Here is a 20,410-nt window from a genome sequence, read left to right as displayed (position 1 = left end):
TCCGACCCCCTTCAGGGGCCACCTTCTCCCGACAAGCGGGAGAAGGACTTGTGATGGGTCGAGTGCGCTGCGGCCCCACTACTACTGCTGCTGCTGTTGCTGCTGCTGTTCTTCGCGGAAGGCGTCGACGCCCCTGCGGCGGCCGCCGCGGAAGGTCGGGCGGGGGAGGTGGAAGAACTCCGGTTCCGACACCGCCGACTTGGCCTTGGTGACCGCGACATCGACAGCGAGGTGGCTTTCGCTATCGCCTTTGTAGACACCGCGCGAGGGCGGGACGTCGCCGTAGTCGCGGCCGATGGCGACGGCGACGTGGCGCTCGCAGGTCAGCATGTTGTTGGTCGGGTCGAAGCCGACCCAGCGGTGGGACGGCAGGAAGACCTCGACCCAGGCATGGGTGGCGTCGGGGTCGGAGCGGTCGCCATGTTTGCGGTCGTTGAACAGATAGCCCGAGACATAGCGGGCCGGCAGGCCCCAGCTGCGGGCGATGGTGATCATGATGTGGGCGAAGTCCTGGCAGACCCCGGCCCCGCGCGCGAGCGCCTCGTCGATATGGCTGTCGGCGCGGGTGACGCCGGGCTCGTAGGCGAAGCAGGCATAGATCGTCTGATTGAGGTAGCGCAGGCGGCTCAGCGGGTCGCGGATCTGGCTGGCCTCGAGCGCCTTGGACTCCATGAACTGCTGCAGGGCCGCGGTCATCTGGGTGAAGCCGTGCGGATGCAGGAAGTCGAAGCATTCAGCCTGGGTAAAACTGCTCTTCAGCCGGTCCCATTCGCCGAGGTCGAGGCGCTCGGGCAGTTCCGGCGGGTCCTGGGTCTCGACGCAGGCGCGGGCGACGATGGTCAGCTCGTCGTGCGGCTGGGGCACGTCGAAATGGTGCACGGCGTTGCCGAAGGGGTCGATGTAGCTGAACAGCTGGGCCCGGGGCTCGAGCTCCAGGTCGAAGCTGATCAGCCGCTGGCGGATCGACTTCTGGGGCTGCATGCGCAGCTCCATCAGGCTTTCCCGGATAGGGCGCTCGTAGTGGTAGCGGGTGACGTGGCGGATATCGAGCAGCATCAGGCCGGCAGCCTCATCTCGAGCGGGTAGGCGACAAAGGTCTGGTAGAGGGCCTCGTGGATGCGGCCGCAGTCGGCGACGACGCTGGCCAGCAGGGCGGCGGCGCCGTTGGCCTCCAGCTCTTCCAGATCGGTGAATTCGAGGCGCGAGCTGAGCCGGCCGGCCAGGCGTTCGGGCCGGCCGCGTCCACCGAAGGCGACGTGGCTGGCGATGTCGGCCATGGATTCCTCGATACGGGCGGTCGCGAAGCGGATGGAGCGCGGGAAGTCCTCGTCGAACAGCAGGAAGTCGAGGATGTGCTTGGGCTCGATCTCGGCGGTGTAGGTGCGCAGGTAGGGTTCCAGGGCGCAGCCCATGCGCAGCACGTTCATCAGGGTGACGTGGTCGCCGGTCGGCGTGGCGCCGTCGCCGAAGGCAGCCCGCAGCAGACGGGCGATCAGCTGGGCCCGCTCGATGTAGACGCCGAGCATCAGGAAGCGCCAGCCCTCGCCGTGGCTCATGGTGGCGTCGGCGGCGCCCTTGAACAGGTGCAGGTCGGCGATGACCTCGTGCAGGAAAGCCGAGTGCTGGCGGTCGAAGGTGCGTTCGGCGCCGCCTTCGGTGACCCGCAGGTAGAGCAGGTTCAGCCGCTCCCACATCTCGGTGGTGATCTGGTCGCGGACCTGGCGGGCGTTTTCCCGGGCCCGGGCCAGGGAGCGGCGCACCGAGTTGGCGTCGTCGCTGCCAAGCGTCAGGTCCTTGGCGGTCTCGAACAGGTTGCTGTCGGCGGCGGTGACGTCGTCGCCGAGCGCCGAGAGGGCGATGCGGGCCGTCTCGTTGGCGGCCATAGAGCGGTCGAGGGTGGCGTTGAGGGTGACGTCGGCCAGGCGGCAGACGTGCTCGGCCCGCTCCACATAGCGGCCCATCCAGTAGAGGCTGTCGGCGACGCGGGCGAGCATCATGGCGCTACGTCTCCCATACCTTCTCTTGGGGGTCCCAAAACCCAGGTGTCCTTGGACCCCCCGCCCTGGCTGGAGTTGACCACCAGGCTGCCCTTCCGCAGGGCCACCCGGGTCAGGGCGCCGGGGGTGACGACGATCTTCTCGCCCGACAGGATGAAGGGCCGCAGGTCGACGTGGCGGCTCTCGACCCGGCCGTCGATCAGGCAGGGGGCGGTGGAGAGCTGGATGGTCGGCTGGGCGATGTAGTTGTTGGGGTCGGCCTTGATGGCTTCCGCGAACTCCTCGCGCTCCTTCTTCGAGGCGTGCGGTCCGACCAGCATGCCGTAGCCGCCCGAGGCGCCGACAGCCTTGACCACGAACTTGTCGAGGTTGCCCAGCACATGGTTCAGCTGCGCCGGCTCGCGGCAGAGGAAGGTCTCGATGTTGGGCAGGATGGCGTCCTCGCCCAGGTAGTAGCGGATGATCTCGGGGACATAGGCATAGACCGCCTTGTCGTCGGCGACGCCGGTGCCCGGCGCATTGCAGATCACCACATTGCCGGCCCGGTAGGCGTTGAACAGACCGCCGACGCCCAGGCTGGAATCGCGGCGGAAGGTCAGGGGATCGATGTAGTCGTCGTCGACCCGGCGGTAGATGACATCGACCCGCTGCAGGCCGGTGGTCATCCGCATGTAGACCATGTTCTCGTGGATCACGAGATCGCGGCCCTCGACCAGCGGCACGCCCATCAGACGGGCCAGGTAGGCGTGCTCGTAGTAGGCGGAATTGTAGACCCCGGGCGTCAGCACCACGACCTGCGGGTCTGTCCGCCAGTCCTGGGCCATGCTCTTGAGGGTGGTCAGCAGCAGGTCGGGATAGCGCTCAACGGGCCGCACGCTGGCGGCTCGGAAGGCGCCGGGGAAGGTGCGGCGGGCGGCGTCGCGGTTGGCCAGCATGTAGGAGACGCCGCTGGGAACCCGCAGGTTGTCCTCCAGCACATAGAAGGCGCCGTCCTGGCCGCGGATGAGGTCTGACCCGCAGACGTTGGCGTAGGCTTTGTGCGGCACATAGAGGTGCTGCATCTCGCGGCGATAGCTGGGGGCGCCCAGCACCAGGTCACGCGGGATGATGCCGTCCATCAGGATCTGCTGCTCGCCGTAGATGTCGGCGAGGAACATGTTGAGGGCCCGCAGGCGCTGGGTCAGGCCGGCCTCGATGACATCCCACTCGGCCGAGGGGATGATGCGCGGGATCAGGTCGGTAGGGATGATCCGCTCGGTCGCCGCTTCGGCGCCATAGACGGTGAAGGTGATGCCCTGCAGCAGGAAGCTGCGCTCCAGGGTCGACTGGCGGGCGTTGAGGTCCTCGGCGGAGAGACTCGTCAGCCGTTCGTGCATCACGCCGTAGTGGTCGCGCACGGCGCTGGCCGGATCGTACATCTCATCGAAGGCAGCGCCCGGCGTGTAGAAAGGCTGGGCCATGGGAAGGCTCCGGGTCTGGCCCTGGCTCTGGTCGGTGGTGCGGCTATCGGCCAATTGAACTTCAGTCCCCCAGATCACTCGGGCCGCTGACGGCCTCTCATCCAACGCTTCACTAGCCGTTCCGGCGCCATCGCGCGCGCCGATCGGCTGAGTCGGCGACCGCAAATCGCCGCTGCCTGACATTTGTGCAGGGTTTGGGCGCGGTGGGAAGCGGGGAGGGGCGGCCCGATGACGCGGAATGCACAGGCGGCGCGGGGGTGCCAAGCGCTGACCTGCTGTGATGGGCGGGAAGGGGCGGCGCAATGCTCGCGGGCCTTGCCGGCCCCGTCACGGGTGCGGGGGCAGCGATGCTCAAGGATCTACTTTGGCGAAGCCGATGACGGGGGGTATCGTCTGTGGCTGGCCCACCGCGCGGTCAGGGCGTGACGACGACAATGGCGGCGGTGGCGAGCATGGGTCGAGGTCGAATTTTGTGCACTGTCACCGCAATTGGCAATCAGCCCGCAGCCAGGAATGCGTAGCCATCGGCTTCTCGTCTTGAAGCAGCACATTTTGAACGAGGCGGAATTCATGACCCCTGGTGACGAGGGACGACCCGTCCTAGAAGAAACGCCCCCTGCGCAGTTCAATGACGAAGCCCGACCGTCGCCTGTGCTAATCACAGCGGAGGAATTCCTCGCTTCGGGTTTCAACGGCCTGCTCCGCAACCTCGCGACCTGTGATGGTTTCGCGTTTGCGCAAGCGATCGGCAACGGTAAGCTGAAGGCGGAAGAACGCGGTGCGCAGACCGACGCGGCCGCGCTTCAGTTCCTGGGCGTGCTTTGTATGGTCGTGCTGCGCGCTGAAGAACGAGCGCAGCCTTGGGGCCCAATGTTTACGAACCCTGACGGCAGCCGCTCCGCCGTGCCAGACGACTTTAGCCGCGCACAGTGGGACGAACTGGCGGCAATCTTGCCGAAGGTCGAGCATCCCGCACTGCGCGCCAGGCTAGCCGATATGGCTTGGTGCAATCAGCACAGTCGAGGCCAAGCGGCCGCGACCGCCGTCGATGCCTATTGCGAATGCGCCGAAGCGATCCTGTCCGGAAAGTTCAAACCCGCGCACGAACCCGCAACGGAAATTTCGTTCGAGGTTATAGAGATTGTTCGGCGAGCCTTGCAGATGGCGAAGGTGAACGGTGGACGCAAAGCCAAACTGCCGCCGCGGACGGTCACGCTCTTCGAACAATGCTATGCTGCGACTGTCGAGCGACTGGCCTTCGTAGCCTTCATCCGGCTCGCCGAGATTGGCGTCCATTTTGACTTGCTGGCTCTGGCTGACGCTGCGGCCGACGCCGAGAAAGTTGCGGCTGGCGGGACGGATCACGCCTACGCCATGGCCGTGCGCGGCGTCTGGGAGTTTGGCGCGGCCCTGTACGAACGGATCGGCGACGACGCGGGACGCCAGCGCTGCAAGAAGGGCGCACTCGGGCAAATCCTGGCGCAGCGTGACAAGGCCCATAGCCCGGCGGCTGCAGGACACATGGTCCTTGAAGCCCTTCAGGCTATGCGCGGTATCGACGGTCTTGAAAGCCAGGAGGTCGAGCTTGAGGCCGAGCTGCGCCGTCTGCAAAAGGCCGCTCTCAAGGACATGGCGCCCTACAAAATCGAGTTCGATTTCTCAGACGGACACAGGTTCACCGAGGAACTGTACGCGAACCTGCCCTTCTCAAAGGCGATGATCCAGTTTGCGTTCCTGTCTGACTCCAGGAGCCGGGAGGAACTGCGGGCGGAAGCGCTCCAGTCGCTCAAGGACTTTCCGCTAAGCGGCATGTTCGCTGGCGTACACCTAGACCATGAAGGCAAGCCCATCGCCCGCTCCGCCGGTGCCGGGTTGGGCGACGATCCGCCCGAAACTTGGTTCCTCCAGAAGATCGAGCAAGCCGAGCATCTGCGCCGCATCGAACTGAACGGCGCGTATATCGACAAGGCGCGCGTGCTGATCAACGCCACCCGCCTGATCTCCGCGCACCACTTTCACCCCATCGTTGCGCAATGCCCCTTCATCCCGCCGTCGCACGGCGTGCTGATGGCGCACGGCTTCGCGCGCTACTTCCAGGGCGACTTCATGTCGGCGCTGCATATTCTGGTGCCGCAACTTGAACCCTGTCTGCGCCATATCCTTAAGCTGAACGGTCTCGATCCCGCGAAGCGGTTTGATGACGGGACGGAGGAGGACATGCATCTCGGCAATCTCCTCAACTTCATGCGCGAACCGTTGGATCAAATCATGGACCCTGCGACCGTCTACGAGATCGAGCGTCTATTCGACGCTCGACCCGGCTTGCGCCTGCGGCATCACATCGCTCACGGCCAGATCGGGGCTGGCGGCTGCTTCAGCCACGACGCCGGCTATGCCTGCTGGTTCATCTACCGCCTGTGCGTTCTGTTCGTGGCTGAAGTCTGGGACGAGAAGATCGCCCCAGCGCTGGAAGCCGAGTTCGCCTGAACGGCGGCCCCCGCCTACTTCACCCCATCAAGAAACTTCTCGAACAAAGGGCCTATAAACGGAGACGCGATGGCGAAGAGTGCGGCAATCGCCGCAATGATCACCGTGAGCAGCCCGTACCGCACGACCCGACTTTGAAGTTCCGTGCTGACGAACCGTTCTGCGATCGGCTCCTCGTAGTCGTCAAACTCACCGTTGCTGAGGCCGCGCCGAACTCGGCTTATGCCCAAGGCTCTCAGCATGTCGTGAAAGTCTCTTGGCGTGTAAGCCGTGTACTGGCGTTGCCCTCGGCCGGCACCCAGCAATTGCCAAGCGGCACCGCCGCGCTTTTCATCGAAATCGTCGCGGACATTGAACACCATTGGCCGCCTCTCCATGGCCGATGGCCCAAAACGGCACATCGGGTTGATAGACAGCCTGTCGTTGCAATTTTGAATCCGGTCTAGCTGTGCCGCGCTCGGCGTCGGCTTGCTGCCAACTAAGTTCGCAGCGCCTTCCCGCCGAGCAGTCCGACCAAGGCGCCCATTGACGTGGTCAGGGTTAGCTTGAAGGTCTCAACGACTGGGCCGATACGGGACCAGGAATCAGCCTGAGTGCTCAACGTGCCAAAGACGGTGAGCTAGATGAGGGCAAAGCCCGAAAAGGTGAAATACCCAAAACAATAAGCGCAGCCATTCTATGAATATTCTCTGGCCTGCTTGATGAATTCGGAAATCCCATCGGGGCATTCCTTCGAATTAATACTCAATGCGGTACGCTTTTGACGCTCGCCTCACGTGATAAATTTGCGCCCTCACAAGCCATAGCGCAATCAGCGCCATTTCTACGCTGTATCCATTTTCTTGAGCATCTAGCAAGACCAGATAGCTGTATATTCCCTGCTCATGACGGATTCCTAAATGCCGCCGCATCCCGGCGCTACATCCTGCTCAATCTGACGCGCGAAAATCGTTCCCTTTTTTTGCACTGCCGGGCCGGCCAGAACTGCTCTAACTGCTGATGCTCCCCATTTTGCGTAGCGGCCCGCCGTGGCCGCGCGCCGCCGGAGCGTCGCCATGGCCAGCTATCCCGCCGTTTTCGAACTGTCGTCGCTGAACGGCGTCAACGGCTTCGAGGTCCACGGACAGTACATCTTCTCCAACGTGGGACAGGTGGTCGCCGGCCTGGGCGACGTCAACGGCGACGGTATCGGTGACTTCATCGTCGGGTCCTGGCGGCACCGGGTGAACGGCGGCGGGCAGTATGGCGCGGCCTTCATCATCTATGGCCAGAACGTCGCCGGGGTGGGCGCCTTCCCCTCCGACTTCAACCTGCAGGATATCAATGGCACCAACGGCTTCCAGCTGTTCGGCATCGCCTCGGGCGATCTTCTCGGCCAGTCGGTGTCCTCGGCGGGCGACGTCAACGGCGACGGCGTCAACGACATCCTGATCGGGGCCGACTCCGCCAACCGCCAGCCGAACCAGTACAATGGCCTCGGCAGCGCCTATGTCATCTTCGGCCGCAACACCGCGGTGGACGGCAATTTCCCCACCACCTTCAGCCCCGCCGCGCTGGACGGGACCAACGGCTTCGCCATTCCGGGCTATGTCGCCTTCAGCCGCGTCGGCCTGTCGGTGGCCTCGGCCGGCGACGTCAATCATGACGGCATCGGCGACCTGATCATCGGCGGCGGCGCCAGCGGCACAAACGCCGGGGCCGCCTATGTGGTGTTCGGCAAGGACACTCTGACGGCGGGCGATTTCGCGGCCAGCATCAACCTGACCGGTCTGGACGGAACCAACGGCTTCACCATCACCGGTTCGTCCAACGAGTTCATCGGCCGCTCGGTATCGTCGGCGGGCGACATCAATGGCGACGGCGTCGACGACCTGCTGATCGGGGCCCGCATCGCCGATCCGAACGGTGTCTACGACGCCGGCTCGGTCTTCGTCGTGTTCGGGCGCAATAGTCAGACGGGCGGCGTGTTCGGCGGGACCCTGGCCCTCTCCGGGCTGGACGGGACCAACGGCTTCCGGATCGACGGCCTGCGCGACCGCAGCCTGACCGGCAGCACGGTGTCGGCGGTGGGCGACATCAACGGCGACGGCTTCACCGACTTCGCCCTGTCGGCGCAGCAGGGCGGCGACGGCTGGGTCGGCCAGACCTTCATCGTCTTCGGCCGCGACGGGGCGACGCCCTATGGACCATCGCTCGACCTGGCGGCGCTGGATGGCAGCAACGGCTTCCTGATCACCGGCGCCGGCTCATCGGTCAGTTCGGCCGGCGACTTCAACGGCGACGGCATCGGCGACCTCATCGTCGGTTCGATGAGCAGCAATGCCGCCTGGATCGTGTTCGGCCGGAAGACCTCGGTGGTCGGCAATTTCGGCGGCAGCGTCGATCTGGCCGCCCTGGACGGAATCAACGGCTTCAAGCTCAACGGCGAAAGCAGCAACGGCCGAACGGGCGTTTCCGTGGCGGCGGGCGGCGATATCAACGGCGACGGCTACGACGACGTGGTGATCGGCGCCTCGGGCCGTGACGGCGAGGAGATCGGGGGCGCCTATGTAGTCTTCGGCCATGCACCGGTCGCCACCCCGATCGTGCGAACGGCGGCGCCGGCCGGCGAGACCCTCACCGGGGCGGAGGCGGCTGACGTCCTGACCGGCAACATCGGCAAGGACACGCTCTACGGCCTGGACGGCGACGACACCCTCGACGGCGGCGACAACAACGACCTGCTGATCGGCGGCGCGGGCGCCGATATCGTCCGGGGCGGCAATGGCGGCGACACCATCTATGGCGGCGACGGGGTCGACGACGTCGATGGCGGCACGGGGGCCGACAAGCTGTACGGCGACGGCGGCGACGACGTCATCGTCGGGGCCATGGGCAACGACTACATCTACGGCGGGGCCGACAACGACAGCATCACCGGCGCCGAGGGCAACGACATGATGGACGGCGGCACGGGGGCCGACGCCATGGCTGGCGGGGTCGGCAACGACGTCTACATCGTCGACGACGGCGGCGACACGGTCACCGAACTGTTCGGCGAGGGCAGCGATATCGTCCGGGCCTTTATCAGCTTCGAACTGGGCGACAATCTCGAGACTCTGCAGATGCAGGGGACGGCCGACCTCGACGGGACCGGCAACGCCGGGGCCAACAACCTGCAGGGCAACAGCGGCGCCAACCGGCTGTCGGGCGCTGCCGGGGTCGACACGATCAACGGCAACGACGGCGACGACATCATCCTCGGCGGCCAGGGCAACGACCTGTTGCGCGGCGGCACGGGCACGGACACTTTCCGCGTCGAGCATGCCTTCAGCGGCGCGCTGGAAACCGACCAGATCTACGACTTCCAGACCGCCGAGGGCGACCGGATGGACTTCTCCGATGTCTTCGCAGGGACGCTGGCCAAGGTGTCCGCCTTCACCCACACGGCCGGCGAAATGACCCTGACCTTCGCCTCGGGCCAGACCACCGTGCGCCTCGACATCGACGGCAACGGCGTCGCCGAATACCAGGTGAAGATCAACGGCGACGTCACCGCCGACTGGAGCGGCTGGCTGCTCTAGCCGGCGGGCTTGCCGTCCGGCGTGGCCATGCCCTGAACCTGGTTTTCCGCGTCTTCCTCGGCCCCGCGGGCCAGATCCTCGGCGGCGTCGTTGGGGGTGACGCCCTCGGCGGCGGCGCCGGCGGCCGCGTGCTTGCGCGGCACCTTCAGGCGCAGGGCGTCGCGGGCGGCGTCGCCCTCCTGGCCGAACAGGCCGCGCAGGCGCAGCTCCTGCTGCGGGAAGGGGATCTCGAAGCCGCCGTGGCGCAGGGCGTCCTCGATGGCCCAGGTGTAGGCGGCATGGGCGGCGTTGGGGCGCTTGACCGCTTCCAGGGTCGGCCAGACCACCAGCTCGAACGACAGGGCGCTCTCGCCGAAGCCGACCAGCCAGACCTGGGTCTTTCGGCGGGGGGTGTCCTCCATGGTGAAGGGCACATCGTGGGCCGCCTTCAGCACCGCGTCGCGGACGGCGGCCTTGTCCGAGCCATAGGCGACCCGGAAGGGAATGTGCATGCGCCGGGCGCTGTTCTGGTGGGTCCAGTTGGTCACCGGCTGCTCGATGAGCCGGCTGTTGGGCACCAGCACGTCCATGTCGTCGTTGTTGCGCAACCGCACGGCGCGGGGGCCGATCTCCGCGACCACGCCGCGCTCGCCGGTCTGCAGTTCCAGGTAGTCGCCGATGCGGATCAGGCGGTCGAAGATCAGCACCAGGCCGGAAATGAACTCCTTGACCACCCCCTGCAGGCCAAAGCCCAGGCCGACGCCGAGCGCCCCGGCGAACAGGCTGAGGCTGGAGAGATCGACGCCGAGCGCCGAGACGCCCATGTAGATGCCGATGACCACGGCGCCGTAGGTGGTCAGCTTCTCGGCGATGTAGATCGACGGCGCCGAGCTTGGCGCCCGGTCCCGCACCCGGCGGAACACCCGGCCGGCGATGCGCGAGACCAGCAGGGCCAGCAGGATCAGGAGGACGCAGGCGACGATGCCGCCCGGCGTCAGATAGGACTTGCCGACCATCAGCAGCTTGAAGTCGGCGATGTTGCTCAGGTCGCGCGCCAGTTCGTGGATTTCGCGCGGAATGAAGTCCAGGGCCATGACGGGGAGCATGCAAGCCCCGGCGTCCGGAAACAAGGGCGCGCCGCGCGGGACGCGACCTTCTGACTCGGCGAAACCGCTTGGGGCGGGCGGGGCGCGACCGCTATAGACCGGCTGGATGGGGTGGGCGGAGTCAGCGCCTGTCCGGGGGGATGTTTCATGGCATTTGCGGCGGTGCTCAATCTCGACAGTCTGAACGGGAGCAACGGCGTCCAGTTCAACGGCCTGCTCGGCGGCGACCAGTCCGGCTTTTCGGTGGGCTGGGCCGGCGACGTCAACGGCGACGGCTTCGCCGACCTGATCATCGGCGCCCCCTACAACGACGCCAGCGGGGCCTATTCCGGCTCGGCCTATGTGGTCTTCGGCCATGCCGGCGGCTGGAGCGCCAATGTCGCCCTGGACAGCCTGGGCGGAACCAGCGGCTTCATCATCGAGGGGCGGATGGGCAATGAGGAGGCCGGGTTCTCGGTGTTCTCGGCCGGCGACCTCAACAACGACGGCTTCGACGATGTCGTGGTCGGGGCGCGCAAGGCCGACCTCGCCGGGCTCGATTCGGGCGCGGCCTATGTGGTCTTCGGCCATGGCGGCGCCTGGTCCACCGTCGATCTGGCGGGCCTGAACGGAACCAACGGCTTCCGCGCCACCGGCGAGGCGGCGGGCGATTACGCCGGCGGCTCGGTGACCACGGTCTCGGACCTCAATGGCGACGGGATCAACGACCTGGTGGTCGCGGCCCGGCTGCACGACGGCAACGGGCAGGACGCCTCGGGTTCGATCTATGTGCTGTTCGGCAAGAGCGGGGCGTTTTCGACGACCCAGGCGCTCGGCGGGCTGGACGGGACCAACGGCTTCCGCATCAACGGCGAGACGGCCAACGACCTGGCGGGGGTCTCTGTGGCCTCGGCCGGCGACGTCAACGGCGATGGCTTGGCCGACCTGATCATCGGCACCAAGTACGCCGACCCCAACGGCGCCAACTCGGGCAGCGCCTGGGTGGTGTTCGGCCGGGCCGGCGGCTTTGCGGCCGACCTCAATCTCTCGACCCTGGACGGGACCAACGGCTTCCAGCTGAACGGCGCGGCGGCCGGCGACAATGCCGGCACCTCCGTGGCCGGGGCGGGCGACGTCAACGGCGACGGCTACGCCGACATCGTCATCGGGGCCGAGGCCATCGACCCCAACGGCCAGAACAACGCCGGCGGGGCCTATGTGGTGTTCGGCCATGGCGGGACCTGGAATGCCGAGATCGCGCTCGGCGCGCTGAACGGGACGGACGGCTTCCGGATCAATGGCGAACTGGCCCTCGACCGGGCCGGGCGGGCGGTGGCCGGGGCTGGCGACATCAACGGCGACGGCTGGGCCGACATCCTGATCGGCGCCTACCTGGCCGACCCGAACGGGCGCAGCGCCAGCGGCGCGACCTATGTGGTCTATGGCCGGGCCGGGTTCGGGGCGACGCTGGACCTCTCCGGCCTGAACGGAACCAACGGCTTCGAGATCGACGGCGAGCTGGCCAACGACCAGTCGGGCCGGGCGGTCAGCGGGGCGGGCGACGTCAACGGCGACGGGCTGGACGACTTCCTGATCGGCTCGCGCGGCTCGGACGTCGGCTACAGCAGCTCGGGCTCGACCTTCCTGGTCTTCGGCCAGTTGAGCGGAATCGTCTTCGACGGCACGGCGGCGGCGGAGAGCAGGTCGGGCGGCGCCTCGGGCGACCGGCTCAACGGCGGCGGCGGCAACGACAAGCTGTTCGGCTTCGCGGCCTATGACATCCTGGATGGCGGCGACGGCGCCGACTACGTCTTCGGCGGTGACGGCAACGACTGGCTGATCGGCGGAGCCGGCAACGACACCCTCAACGGCGAGGCCGGCAATGATCGCGCCGAGGCTGGCGTCGGCAACGACATCCTGAACGGCGGCCTGGGCGCCGACCGGCTGTATGGCGGTGACGGCAACGACATCCTGAGGGGCGACGACGGCGCCGACCAGCTGTTCGGCGATGCCGGGACCGACACCCTGACCGGCGGGGCCGGCGACGACCGGCTGGAGGGGGGTGACGGGAACGACACTCTCGACGGCGGGGCCGGAGCCGACACGCTGATCGGCGGGCTGGGCAACGACATCTACCTGATCAACGACCTGCTCGACACCGTCGTGGAACTGGCCGGCGAGGGCTACGAGATCGCCAAGGTTTCGGTCGACGGCTGGGTCATCGCCGAGGGCATCGAGGCGCTGCAGATGACGGGCTCCGGCGACATCGGCGCGACCGGCAACGACTCCGCCAACAACATGAAGGGCAATACCGGCGACAACCGGCTGGACGGCGGAGCCGGGGTCGACACGATCGACGGCGGGGCGGGCGCGGACATCATCATCGGCGGCCTGGGCAATGATCTGCTGCGCGGCGGTTCGGGCGGGGACACCTTCGTGGTCGCCCACGCCTTCGGCCCGACCCTGGAGACCGACCAGATCTATGACTTCGTCCGCGCTCACGGCGACCGGCTCGACCTCAGCGGCATCGACGCCGACACCCTGGTCGAGGGCGATCAGGCCTTCACCCTGGTGAGCGCCTTCACCCGCCATGCCGGCGAAATGACCCTGACCTTCGCCTCGAACATCACCACCCTGCGGCTGGACGTGAATGGCGACGGCAGGGTCGATTATCAGATGAAGATCAACGGCAACGTCACCGGCGCCAGCGGCGACTGGGCGCTGTAGCGGTGGCAGGCTAGTCTGGCCGAATGGACCAGAGCCTGCCGATCATCGATGTCTCACCGCTTTTTGGTGATGACGCTGCGGCCCGCGCCCGGGTCGCGGCGCGGATCGGCGAGGCCTGCCGGTCGCTGGGCTTCTTCTATGTGAGCGGGCACGGGGTTTCGGACGCCGTGTTCGCCGAGCTCGATCGCCAGTCGCGGGCCTTCTTCGCCCTGCCGGAGGCGGACAAGGCGGCCATCGCCATGAGCCGGGGCGGGCGGGCCTGGCGGGGCTGGTTCCCGCTCGGCGGTGAGCTGACCTCGGGGCAGCCGGACCGCAAGGAGGGGCTGTATCTCGGCCAGGAGCTGCCGGCCGACGATCCGCGCGTGCAGGCCGGGCTGCCGATGCATGGCGCCAACCTCTGGCCGGAGGCCTTGCCGGCGTTGCGGCCGGCGGTGGAGGCCTTCATGGCCGGCACGGCGCGGGCGGCCCATGCGGTGCTGGAGGGTGTGGCGCTGAGCCTTGGGCTGTCGGCGGACTATTTCGCCCGCGCCTATACGGCCGACCCGACCGTGCTGTTCCGAATCTTCCACTATCCCGCCGCGCCGGCCGGCGATGCCGGCTGGGGCGTCGGCGAGCATACCGACTATGGCCTGCTGACGCTGCTGGCGCAGGACAAGCTCGGCGGGCTGCAGGTGAAGACCCCGTCCGGCTGGATCGAGGCGCCGCCCGTGCCGGGGGCCTTTGTCTGCAACATCGGCGACATGCTGGACCGGCTGACCGGCGGCGAATTCCGCTCGACGCCGCACCGCGTGCGCAACACCAGCGGCCGGGACCGATTGAGCTTTCCGCTGTTCTTCGACCCGGCCTTCGACGCGGTGATCCGGCCGCTGCCCGGACGGGAGAAGGCCCCGCCGGGCGAGCGCTGGGACGGGGTCGATCCGGCCGGGTTCGCCGGGACCTACGGCGACTATCTGCTGGGCAAGGTCGGCAAGGTGTTTCCGGAGCTGGGCGCCGCGGTGATTTCGGCGGGGTGACATCCCGGGCGAGCCTCGCTAGGACTGGCCATGGGGCGCTTCGCAGGGATGAATGGTTTGGCGACGCACCGCCTTTTGCTCTTTGCCGTCCTCAGCGCGGGCCTCACGGTCCCGCCGCTCGCCGCGCGAGCCGAAGAGCCCAAGGCCAGTGTCCAGGGCGTCGAGGACGACGACCTGCGCGACCTGATCCGCAAGGCCATCGGCACGGCGGACAAGCCGGCCAGCTCCCGCTTCGAGGCTCGCCGTAGAGGCCGCGAGGCCGCCGAATCCGCTACCGCCGTGCTGCGCTCGGAAGGCTTCTACGCCAGCGAGGTGACCACCGACCTGGGCGATGGCGAGGAGAACGCCGACGCCGAGGCCGCCCCCAAGGCCGTGGTCAAGGTCGAGGAAGGGCCGGTCTTCCATATCAAGCGGCCGTCGATCGCCTGGGAAAACGAGGCGCCGACGCCGGAGGTGCAGAGCGCCGGGACGCTGGCCATGGCCCTGCGCCGCGGGGCGCCGGGCCGGGCCAATGACGTGCTGGCCGCCGAAGGCCGTATCGTCTCGGCCATCCAGCAACGGGGCCATGCCGACGCCGAGGCGCTGCCCCGGGAAGTCATCGTCGATCATGCCGACAAGACCCTGATGCCGACCTTCAAGATCGACGCCGGGCCCTTGGTGAAGCTCGACGGGCTGGTCCTCGACTATCGCGGCCGCACCGACAAGGCGTGGATCAGGAAGCTGGTCCCCTGGAAGCCGGGCTCGGTCTACGCCCCTGACGAGATGGGCGAGCTGGAGAGGCGCCTGCGCGAGACGGGCGCCTTCGACACCGTGCAGGTGGCCTTGCAGCCGGCCGACCAGCTGACGCCGGAGGGCTGGCGGCCGGTGCTGTTGACCCTCAAGGACCGGCCGCGACGGTCGCTGGAGATCGGGGCCGGCTATTCGACCAGCGAAGGGGCCGGCCTCGACATCACCACCACCCGCTACAACAGCTGGAAGCGGGCCGACACGCGGATCATCGCCCTGCGCCTGGCCGAGTTGCAGCAGCGGCTGGACTACAAGGTCTCGCTGCCGCACTGGCGCGAACCCCGCCAGACCCTCAGCCTGACCGCCAGCGTCTATAACGAGGTCACCGACGCCTATGACCAGACCGGCGCCTCGCTGATCGCCGACGTCACCCGGCGCAGCGGCGTCAACGCCTACCTGACCTATGGCGTCTCTGTGGACGGCGGCCGGGTCGCCGAGATCCTGACCGTCGGCAACGTCGTGCTGCGGGGCATCGACCGCGACCTCTACAACGTCGCCCTGCTGGGCGCCCTGGCCATCGACCGCTCGAGCGATCCGCTGGACCCCAAGAGTGGCTGGCGCGTGGAGGCCCGGGCGGAGCCGATCGTCACCTTCGGCGACGCCCAGCTGACCTATCTGAAGCTGACCGGCCAGGGCAGCTACTACCTGCCCCTCGACGAGGCGGAGCGGTTCGTCATCGCCACGCGGGTGAAGGCCGGCGTGATCAGCGGGGCCGACTCCGCCGATGTGCCGGCGGCGCGGCGGTTCTATTCGGGGGGCGGTGGATCGGTGCGCGGCTATGGCTACCAGGGCATCGGGCCGCGTATCAGCTCGACGCCGCTGGGCGGCATTTCCCTGGCCGAAGCCTCGGTCGAGTTTCGGTATCAGCTGACCGAAAAATGGGGCGCTGTGGCCTTTATCGATGGCGGGGCCGTGGGAACCGACAATTTCCCGCACGGGGATGACTTCAGCGCCGGGGTCGGCTTCGGCGTCCGTTACAACCTGGGCTTCGGACCGATCCGCGCCGATATCGCCTTTCCCCTGGACCCGCGCGACGACGACGCGCCGTTCCAGATCTACATCAGCATAGGGCAGGCGTTTTGAGCGGCCCAGACGACACCCCCGCCGCGCCGGTCCGGGCGAGAAACCATCTGCGTCGGTGGTTCCCCAGCAGCGCGCCCGGCTGGATCATCCTGATCTCGGCCGTGGCGGTGATCATCGTGGCGACGGTGGCCGTGGGCCTGCGGTTCGGGCTCAACACCGTGCCGGGGCTGGCCTTCATCGAGGCCCAGGCCAACGGGCTGAAGATCGGCCGCTACGGCAAGCTGAAGATCGAAGGGGTCAGCGGCGATATCTGGCGCAATGTCTCGATCCGCCGGCTGACCATTTACGACGAGAAGGGGACGTGGCTGGAGGGCCGGAACCTCAACATGAAGTGGCGCTATCACGAGCTGTTCGCGCGCCGCTTCCACGCCGACGCCATCGCCGTCGAACAGCTGACCCTGATCCGCCGTCCGACCCTGACGCCAAAGGAGAAGTCGGGATCGCTGCCGGTGACCGTCCTGATCGACGCCCTGCAGGCCAAGGTCGACTCCCGGCCGGCCTTCAGCCAGGTCGAGGGCCGCTTCGATCTCTCCGGGCGGCTGGCGCTGCAGCGGGGCGGCGGCACGGCCGGCCAGTTCGTGGCCCGCAGCCTGATGCATCAGGGCGACTTCGCCGACGTGGCCTTCGACCTGGGCCGCTCCGACGCCCTGATGGTCAATGCCCGCGCCTCCGAGGCCAGCGGCGGCGCCCTGGCTGGGGCGCTCGGCCTGGACGCCAAACAACCCTTCGCGCTCGACGCCCAGGCGCAGGGAACCACCAAGGTGGGGCAGTTCAAGCTGCTGGTGAGCTCCGGCCCCAACCAGCCGGCCAAGGCCGACGGCAGCTGGGACGCCACCGGCGGGGCGGCCAACGGCTATGTGCGGCTCGACGCCTCGCGGCTGACGGGCCTCTACGCCCGGCTGTTCGGCCCGCAGGTGAAGTTTGACATCGCGGGGAAGAAGGGGGCCGGCGACTTCTATGATCTGAACGCCCGGCTGGATTCCGAGACCCTGTCGGTGACCGCGGTCGGTCCGGCGAACCTCGGCAAGCAGATGGCCGGGCCCGGCGGCCTCGCGGTGACCGGCAATACGCCGTCGATCGAGCGGCTGAGCTTCGGGACGGTCAAGGGCCAAGCCAACTTCGTCGGTCGGTTCAACGGCGACATCAACAGCTTCACCCTGCGCGGCGACGCGCGCGGGGCCAATGTCAGCCTGGCGGGATACACGCTGGGCTCGGCCTCGGGGCCGGTGACCGTGGCCCGGGCCAAGGGCGAGATCGGCATCGTCACCAGCCTGGCCGGAGCCGGCGGGCGCGGGCAGGGGTATCTGGCGGCCTTGCTGGGCCAGCGGCCGACGGCCGACGGCGACATCGCCATCCTCAAGGACGGGCGGGTGCTGCTCAAGCGCGTGCGGGCCAACGGGGCGGGGCTGAAGGTCGATGCCAGCGGGTCGCGCGGCCTGCTCGGCGGGCTGTCGTTCAAGGGCCAGGCGGAACTGTGGAACTTCGGGGCCGCCAAGCTGGGCGGCAAGGGCCGGTTGGCCGGGTCGTGGTCGGCGGACCAGGGCGGGGCCGGCAAGCCGTGGGTGTTCACGGTCGACGCCAGGGGAACCGGGCTGGCGCTGGGCGTCAGCGAGCTGGACCGGCTGCTCGGGGCGGCGCCCCGGCTGCGCGGCAAGGCCAGCCTGCAGCCCAGCGGCCAGGTGGATGTCGCCGAGGCGCGGCTGGACGGCGACAAGGCCTTCGCCAAGGGGGCCGGCCGGCTCGGCGCCAAGGGCGATCTGGCCTTCAAGCTCGACTGGAACGCCGAGGGGCCGTTCCGCATCGGTCCGGTCGAGGTGGCGGGTAAGGCCAAGGGCGATGGCGCCATCGGCGGATCGCTGTCGGCCCCGCGCGCCGACCTGACGGCCCAGGTCGACCAGATCGACCTGCCACGCCTGCCGCTGCGCAACGCCGCCCTGACCCTGACCTTCATGCAACGGCCGGGCGGCGGCGACGGCGCTTTCGCCATGACGGCCGACAGCCAGTACGGACCGGCCCGGCTGCGCACCGATTTCGCCTTCACGCCGGGCGGGGTGAACCTGTCGGGCCTCGACGCCGACGCCGGCGGGGTCAAGGCGCAGGGGGCGGTGGCGCTGCGGCGGGGCCGGCCATCGTCGGCCGACCTGGTGCTGGCCATCGGGCCGGGCGTGGTGCTGACCGAGGGCGCGATCACCGGCACGGCCAAGGTCGTCGACAGCGCCGGCGGGGCGCGGGCCACGCTCAACCTGGCGGCCAGGGACGCGGTGCTGCGCGACGCCGCCGGCCTGACGCTGGATACGGCCACGATTACCGCCGACGGCCCGCTCGACCGGCTGCCGCTGCGCATCCAGGCCAGCGGGGCGGCGCCGAACGGGGCCTACAGCCTGGACGCCAGCGGCATCCTGACCGAACAGCCGCAGGCCCAGGGCTGGCAATTGACCCTCGATGGGGCCGGCAAACTTGGCCGCACCCAGATCCGCACCACCGAGACGGCGCGGCTGGTGTTCGGCGGGCCGGTCACCGAGGCCCACCTGAAGCTGGCCGCCGCCACCGGGCAGCGCGGCGACAACCCGGGCTCGGCGACTGTCGACGCCCGCATCGCCAAGGGCAGCGCCGACATCGTCGCCGATATCTCCGGCCTGCCGCTGGCCGCCTTCAACCGGGATCTGGCCGGGCGGGCCGACGCCAAGCTGACCCTGCGCGGTCAAGGCGAGACGCTGACCGGGGCGCTCGACGCCACACTGAAGAACGTCCGGGCCCGGGGCTCCGGCCAGACCCTGACCCTCGACGGCCAGGTGCAGGCCCGGCTCAACGACCGCAGCATCACCATCGAGGCCAGCGCCAGGAGCGCCCAGGGCCTGCGGGCCGAGGGGGCCTTCGTACTGCCGGCCGTGGCCTCGGCGGCGCCGCTGCGGCTGGCCATCGACCGCCGCCGGCCGGCGGAAGGGACGTTCAGCGCCAATGGCGAGATCAAGCCGCTGTGGGACCTGCTGATGAGCGGCGAGCGCTCGCTCAGCGGCCAGATCGCCCTCAACGGCAACCTCGGCGGCACCCTGGCCGACCCCCGCCTGGTGGGGCAGGGGCAGCTGACCGGCGGCGCCTTCGAGGACGGGGCGACCGGCCTGAAGCTGCGCAACCTGACGCTCACCGCCGCCTTCGCCGACAACGCCATCGACGTCAGCCAGGTCAGCGCCTCCGACGCCAACGGCGGCAAGGCGTCGGGCTCCGGCCGGGTTAGCCTGCTGCGCCAGGGGACCAGCAGCTTCCGGCTCGACCTGACCCGCTTCCAGGTCATCGACAACGACATTGCCCAGGCCACCGCCAGCGGCCAGGTGACCGTCAACCGGGGCGCGGCGGGCAATCCGCGCGTCGAGGGCTCCCTGCGCATCGACCGGGCCGAGATCGCCGCCGAGCCGCTGAGCCCCAGCGGCGTGACGCCGATGGACGTTGTCGAGATCAACAAACCCCGCACCCCTGCGGCCCGCCGGGCCGAGGCGGCCGAGGCTGCCCAGACCAAGGGCGCGGCGATCGACCTGGCCATCGACCTGCGGGCCCCGCGCGGCATCTTCGTCCGCGGCCGGGGGCTGGACGTCGAGCTCAGCCTCGACGCCAACGTCGGCGGCACCACCGCCCAGCCGCAGTTGACCGGCACGGCCCGGGTGGTGCGCGGCGAGTACGACTTCGCCGGCAAGCGGTTCGAGTTCGACGAGCGCGGCAGCGTCACCCTGTCGACCGACCCCCGCAAGATCCGCCTCAACCTGACGGCCACCCGCGAGGATCCGTCGATCACCGCCGTGATCCGCGTCGAGGGCACGGCGGCCAAGCCGGAGATCACCCTGACCTCCTCGCCGCAGCTGCCGCAGGACGAGGTGCTGAGCCGGGTGCTGTTCGGAAGCTCGGCGGCGCAGCTGAGCCCTTACGAGGCCGCGCAGCTGGCCTCGGCCCTGGCGGCCCTGGCCGGCGGGGGCGGCTTCGATGTGATCGGCAACGTCCGCGAGCTGGCGGGCCTCGACCGGCTGACCATCGGCGGCACCGAACTGACCGGCGTCACCGTGGCCGGCGGCAAGTACCTGACCAACGATGTCTACTTCGAACTGATCGGCGGCGGCCGCGAGGGCGGGGCGGTGCAGGTCGAGTGGAGGGTGCGCAAGAACCTGTCCCTGGTCAGCCGCATCGCCGGCAGCGGCGAGAGCAAGCTCTCGGTCCGCTGGCGGCGGGACTACTGATTTGTCG

The 20,410-nt window shown here is 68.5% G+C and carries 11 protein-coding genes; 6 read left to right on the top strand and 5 right to left on the bottom strand.

What is annotated here, in order from left to right:
• Positions 1-81 precede the first annotated feature (81 nt).
• From O5I81_RS14545 to O5I81_RS14535, 3 genes are read right to left on the bottom strand one after another with little or no spacing between them, the layout of a single operon-like run.
• Complete coding sequence (locus O5I81_RS14545) at positions 82-1,056, bottom strand: transglutaminase family protein (RefSeq protein WP_271065578.1); 975 nt, start codon at positions 1,054-1,056, stop codon at positions 82-84.
• Positions 1,056-1,997 carry an alpha-E domain-containing protein gene (locus O5I81_RS14540; protein WP_271065577.1) on the bottom strand — a complete coding sequence of 314 codons (942 nt, stop codon included), beginning with the start codon at positions 1,995-1,997 and terminating at the stop codon, positions 1,056-1,058. Before O5I81_RS14540 ends, O5I81_RS14545 begins: the two co-directional genes overlap by 1 nt.
• Positions 1,994-3,457 carry a circularly permuted type 2 ATP-grasp protein gene (locus O5I81_RS14535; protein ID WP_271065576.1) on the bottom strand — a complete coding sequence of 488 codons (1,464 nt, stop codon included), beginning with the start codon at positions 3,455-3,457 and terminating at the stop codon, positions 1,994-1,996. Before O5I81_RS14535 ends, O5I81_RS14540 begins: the two co-directional genes overlap by 4 nt.
• Positions 3,458-3,994: 537 nt before the next feature.
• On the opposite strand from O5I81_RS14535, the gene O5I81_RS14530 reads away from it, so the two are divergent.
• On the top strand, positions 3,995-5,944 hold the full coding sequence (locus O5I81_RS14530) for a hypothetical protein (protein WP_271065575.1): 1,950 nt from the start codon (positions 3,995-3,997) through the stop codon (positions 5,942-5,944).
• 14 nt (positions 5,945-5,958) lie between these two features.
• Here the strand turns inward: O5I81_RS14530 and O5I81_RS14525 are convergent, their stop codons facing one another.
• On the bottom strand, positions 5,959-6,306 hold the full coding sequence (locus tag O5I81_RS14525) for a hypothetical protein (RefSeq protein ID WP_271065574.1): 348 nt from the start codon (positions 6,304-6,306) through the stop codon (positions 5,959-5,961).
• A gap of 693 nt (positions 6,307-6,999) precedes the next feature.
• Between O5I81_RS14525 and O5I81_RS14520 the strand changes: the two genes are divergently transcribed.
• Complete coding sequence (locus O5I81_RS14520) at positions 7,000-9,507, top strand: hypothetical protein (RefSeq protein WP_271065573.1); 2,508 nt, start codon at positions 7,000-7,002, stop codon at positions 9,505-9,507.
• On the opposite strand, the gene O5I81_RS14515 is transcribed toward O5I81_RS14520, so the two are convergent.
• Positions 9,504-10,592, bottom strand: a complete 1,089-nt coding sequence (locus tag O5I81_RS14515) for a mechanosensitive ion channel domain-containing protein (protein WP_271065572.1) — start codon at positions 10,590-10,592, stop codon at positions 9,504-9,506. The two genes, O5I81_RS14520 and O5I81_RS14515, sit on opposite strands and share 4 nt — an antisense overlap.
• Positions 10,593-10,739: 147 nt before the next feature.
• On the opposite strand from O5I81_RS14515, the gene O5I81_RS14510 reads away from it, so the two are divergent.
• The 4 genes from O5I81_RS14510 to O5I81_RS14495 are packed head-to-tail and all read left to right on the top strand — an operon-like array spanning position 10,740 to position 20,403.
• Positions 10,740-13,298: a hypothetical protein gene (locus O5I81_RS14510; protein WP_271065571.1), complete on the top strand. Its 2,559-nt coding sequence runs from the start codon at positions 10,740-10,742 to the stop codon at positions 13,296-13,298.
• 23 nt (positions 13,299-13,321) lie between these two features.
• A complete protein-coding gene (locus tag O5I81_RS14505) occupies positions 13,322-14,311 on the top strand; it encodes a 2-oxoglutarate and iron-dependent oxygenase domain-containing protein (RefSeq protein WP_271065570.1) in 990 nt (329 codons plus the stop codon).
• Positions 14,312-14,368: 57 nt separating this feature from the next.
• The gene (locus O5I81_RS14500) at positions 14,369-16,180 is read left to right on the top strand and encodes an autotransporter assembly complex family protein (protein ID WP_271065569.1); all 1,812 of its coding nucleotides are present in this window, start codon (positions 14,369-14,371) and stop codon (positions 16,178-16,180) included.
• A complete protein-coding gene (locus O5I81_RS14495) occupies positions 16,177-20,403 on the top strand; it encodes a translocation/assembly module TamB domain-containing protein (RefSeq protein ID WP_271065568.1) in 4,227 nt (1,408 codons plus the stop codon). Before O5I81_RS14500 ends, O5I81_RS14495 begins: the two co-directional genes overlap by 4 nt.
• The last annotated feature ends 7 nt before the right edge of the window (positions 20,404-20,410 follow it).

This window comes from Caulobacter sp. NIBR1757, assembly GCF_027912495.1.
In the GTDB taxonomy this organism is placed as follows: domain Bacteria; phylum Pseudomonadota; class Alphaproteobacteria; order Caulobacterales; family Caulobacteraceae; genus Caulobacter.
The sequence above is the reverse complement of the archived record's forward strand: the minus strand, read 5'-3'. Positions and strand labels throughout refer to the sequence as shown.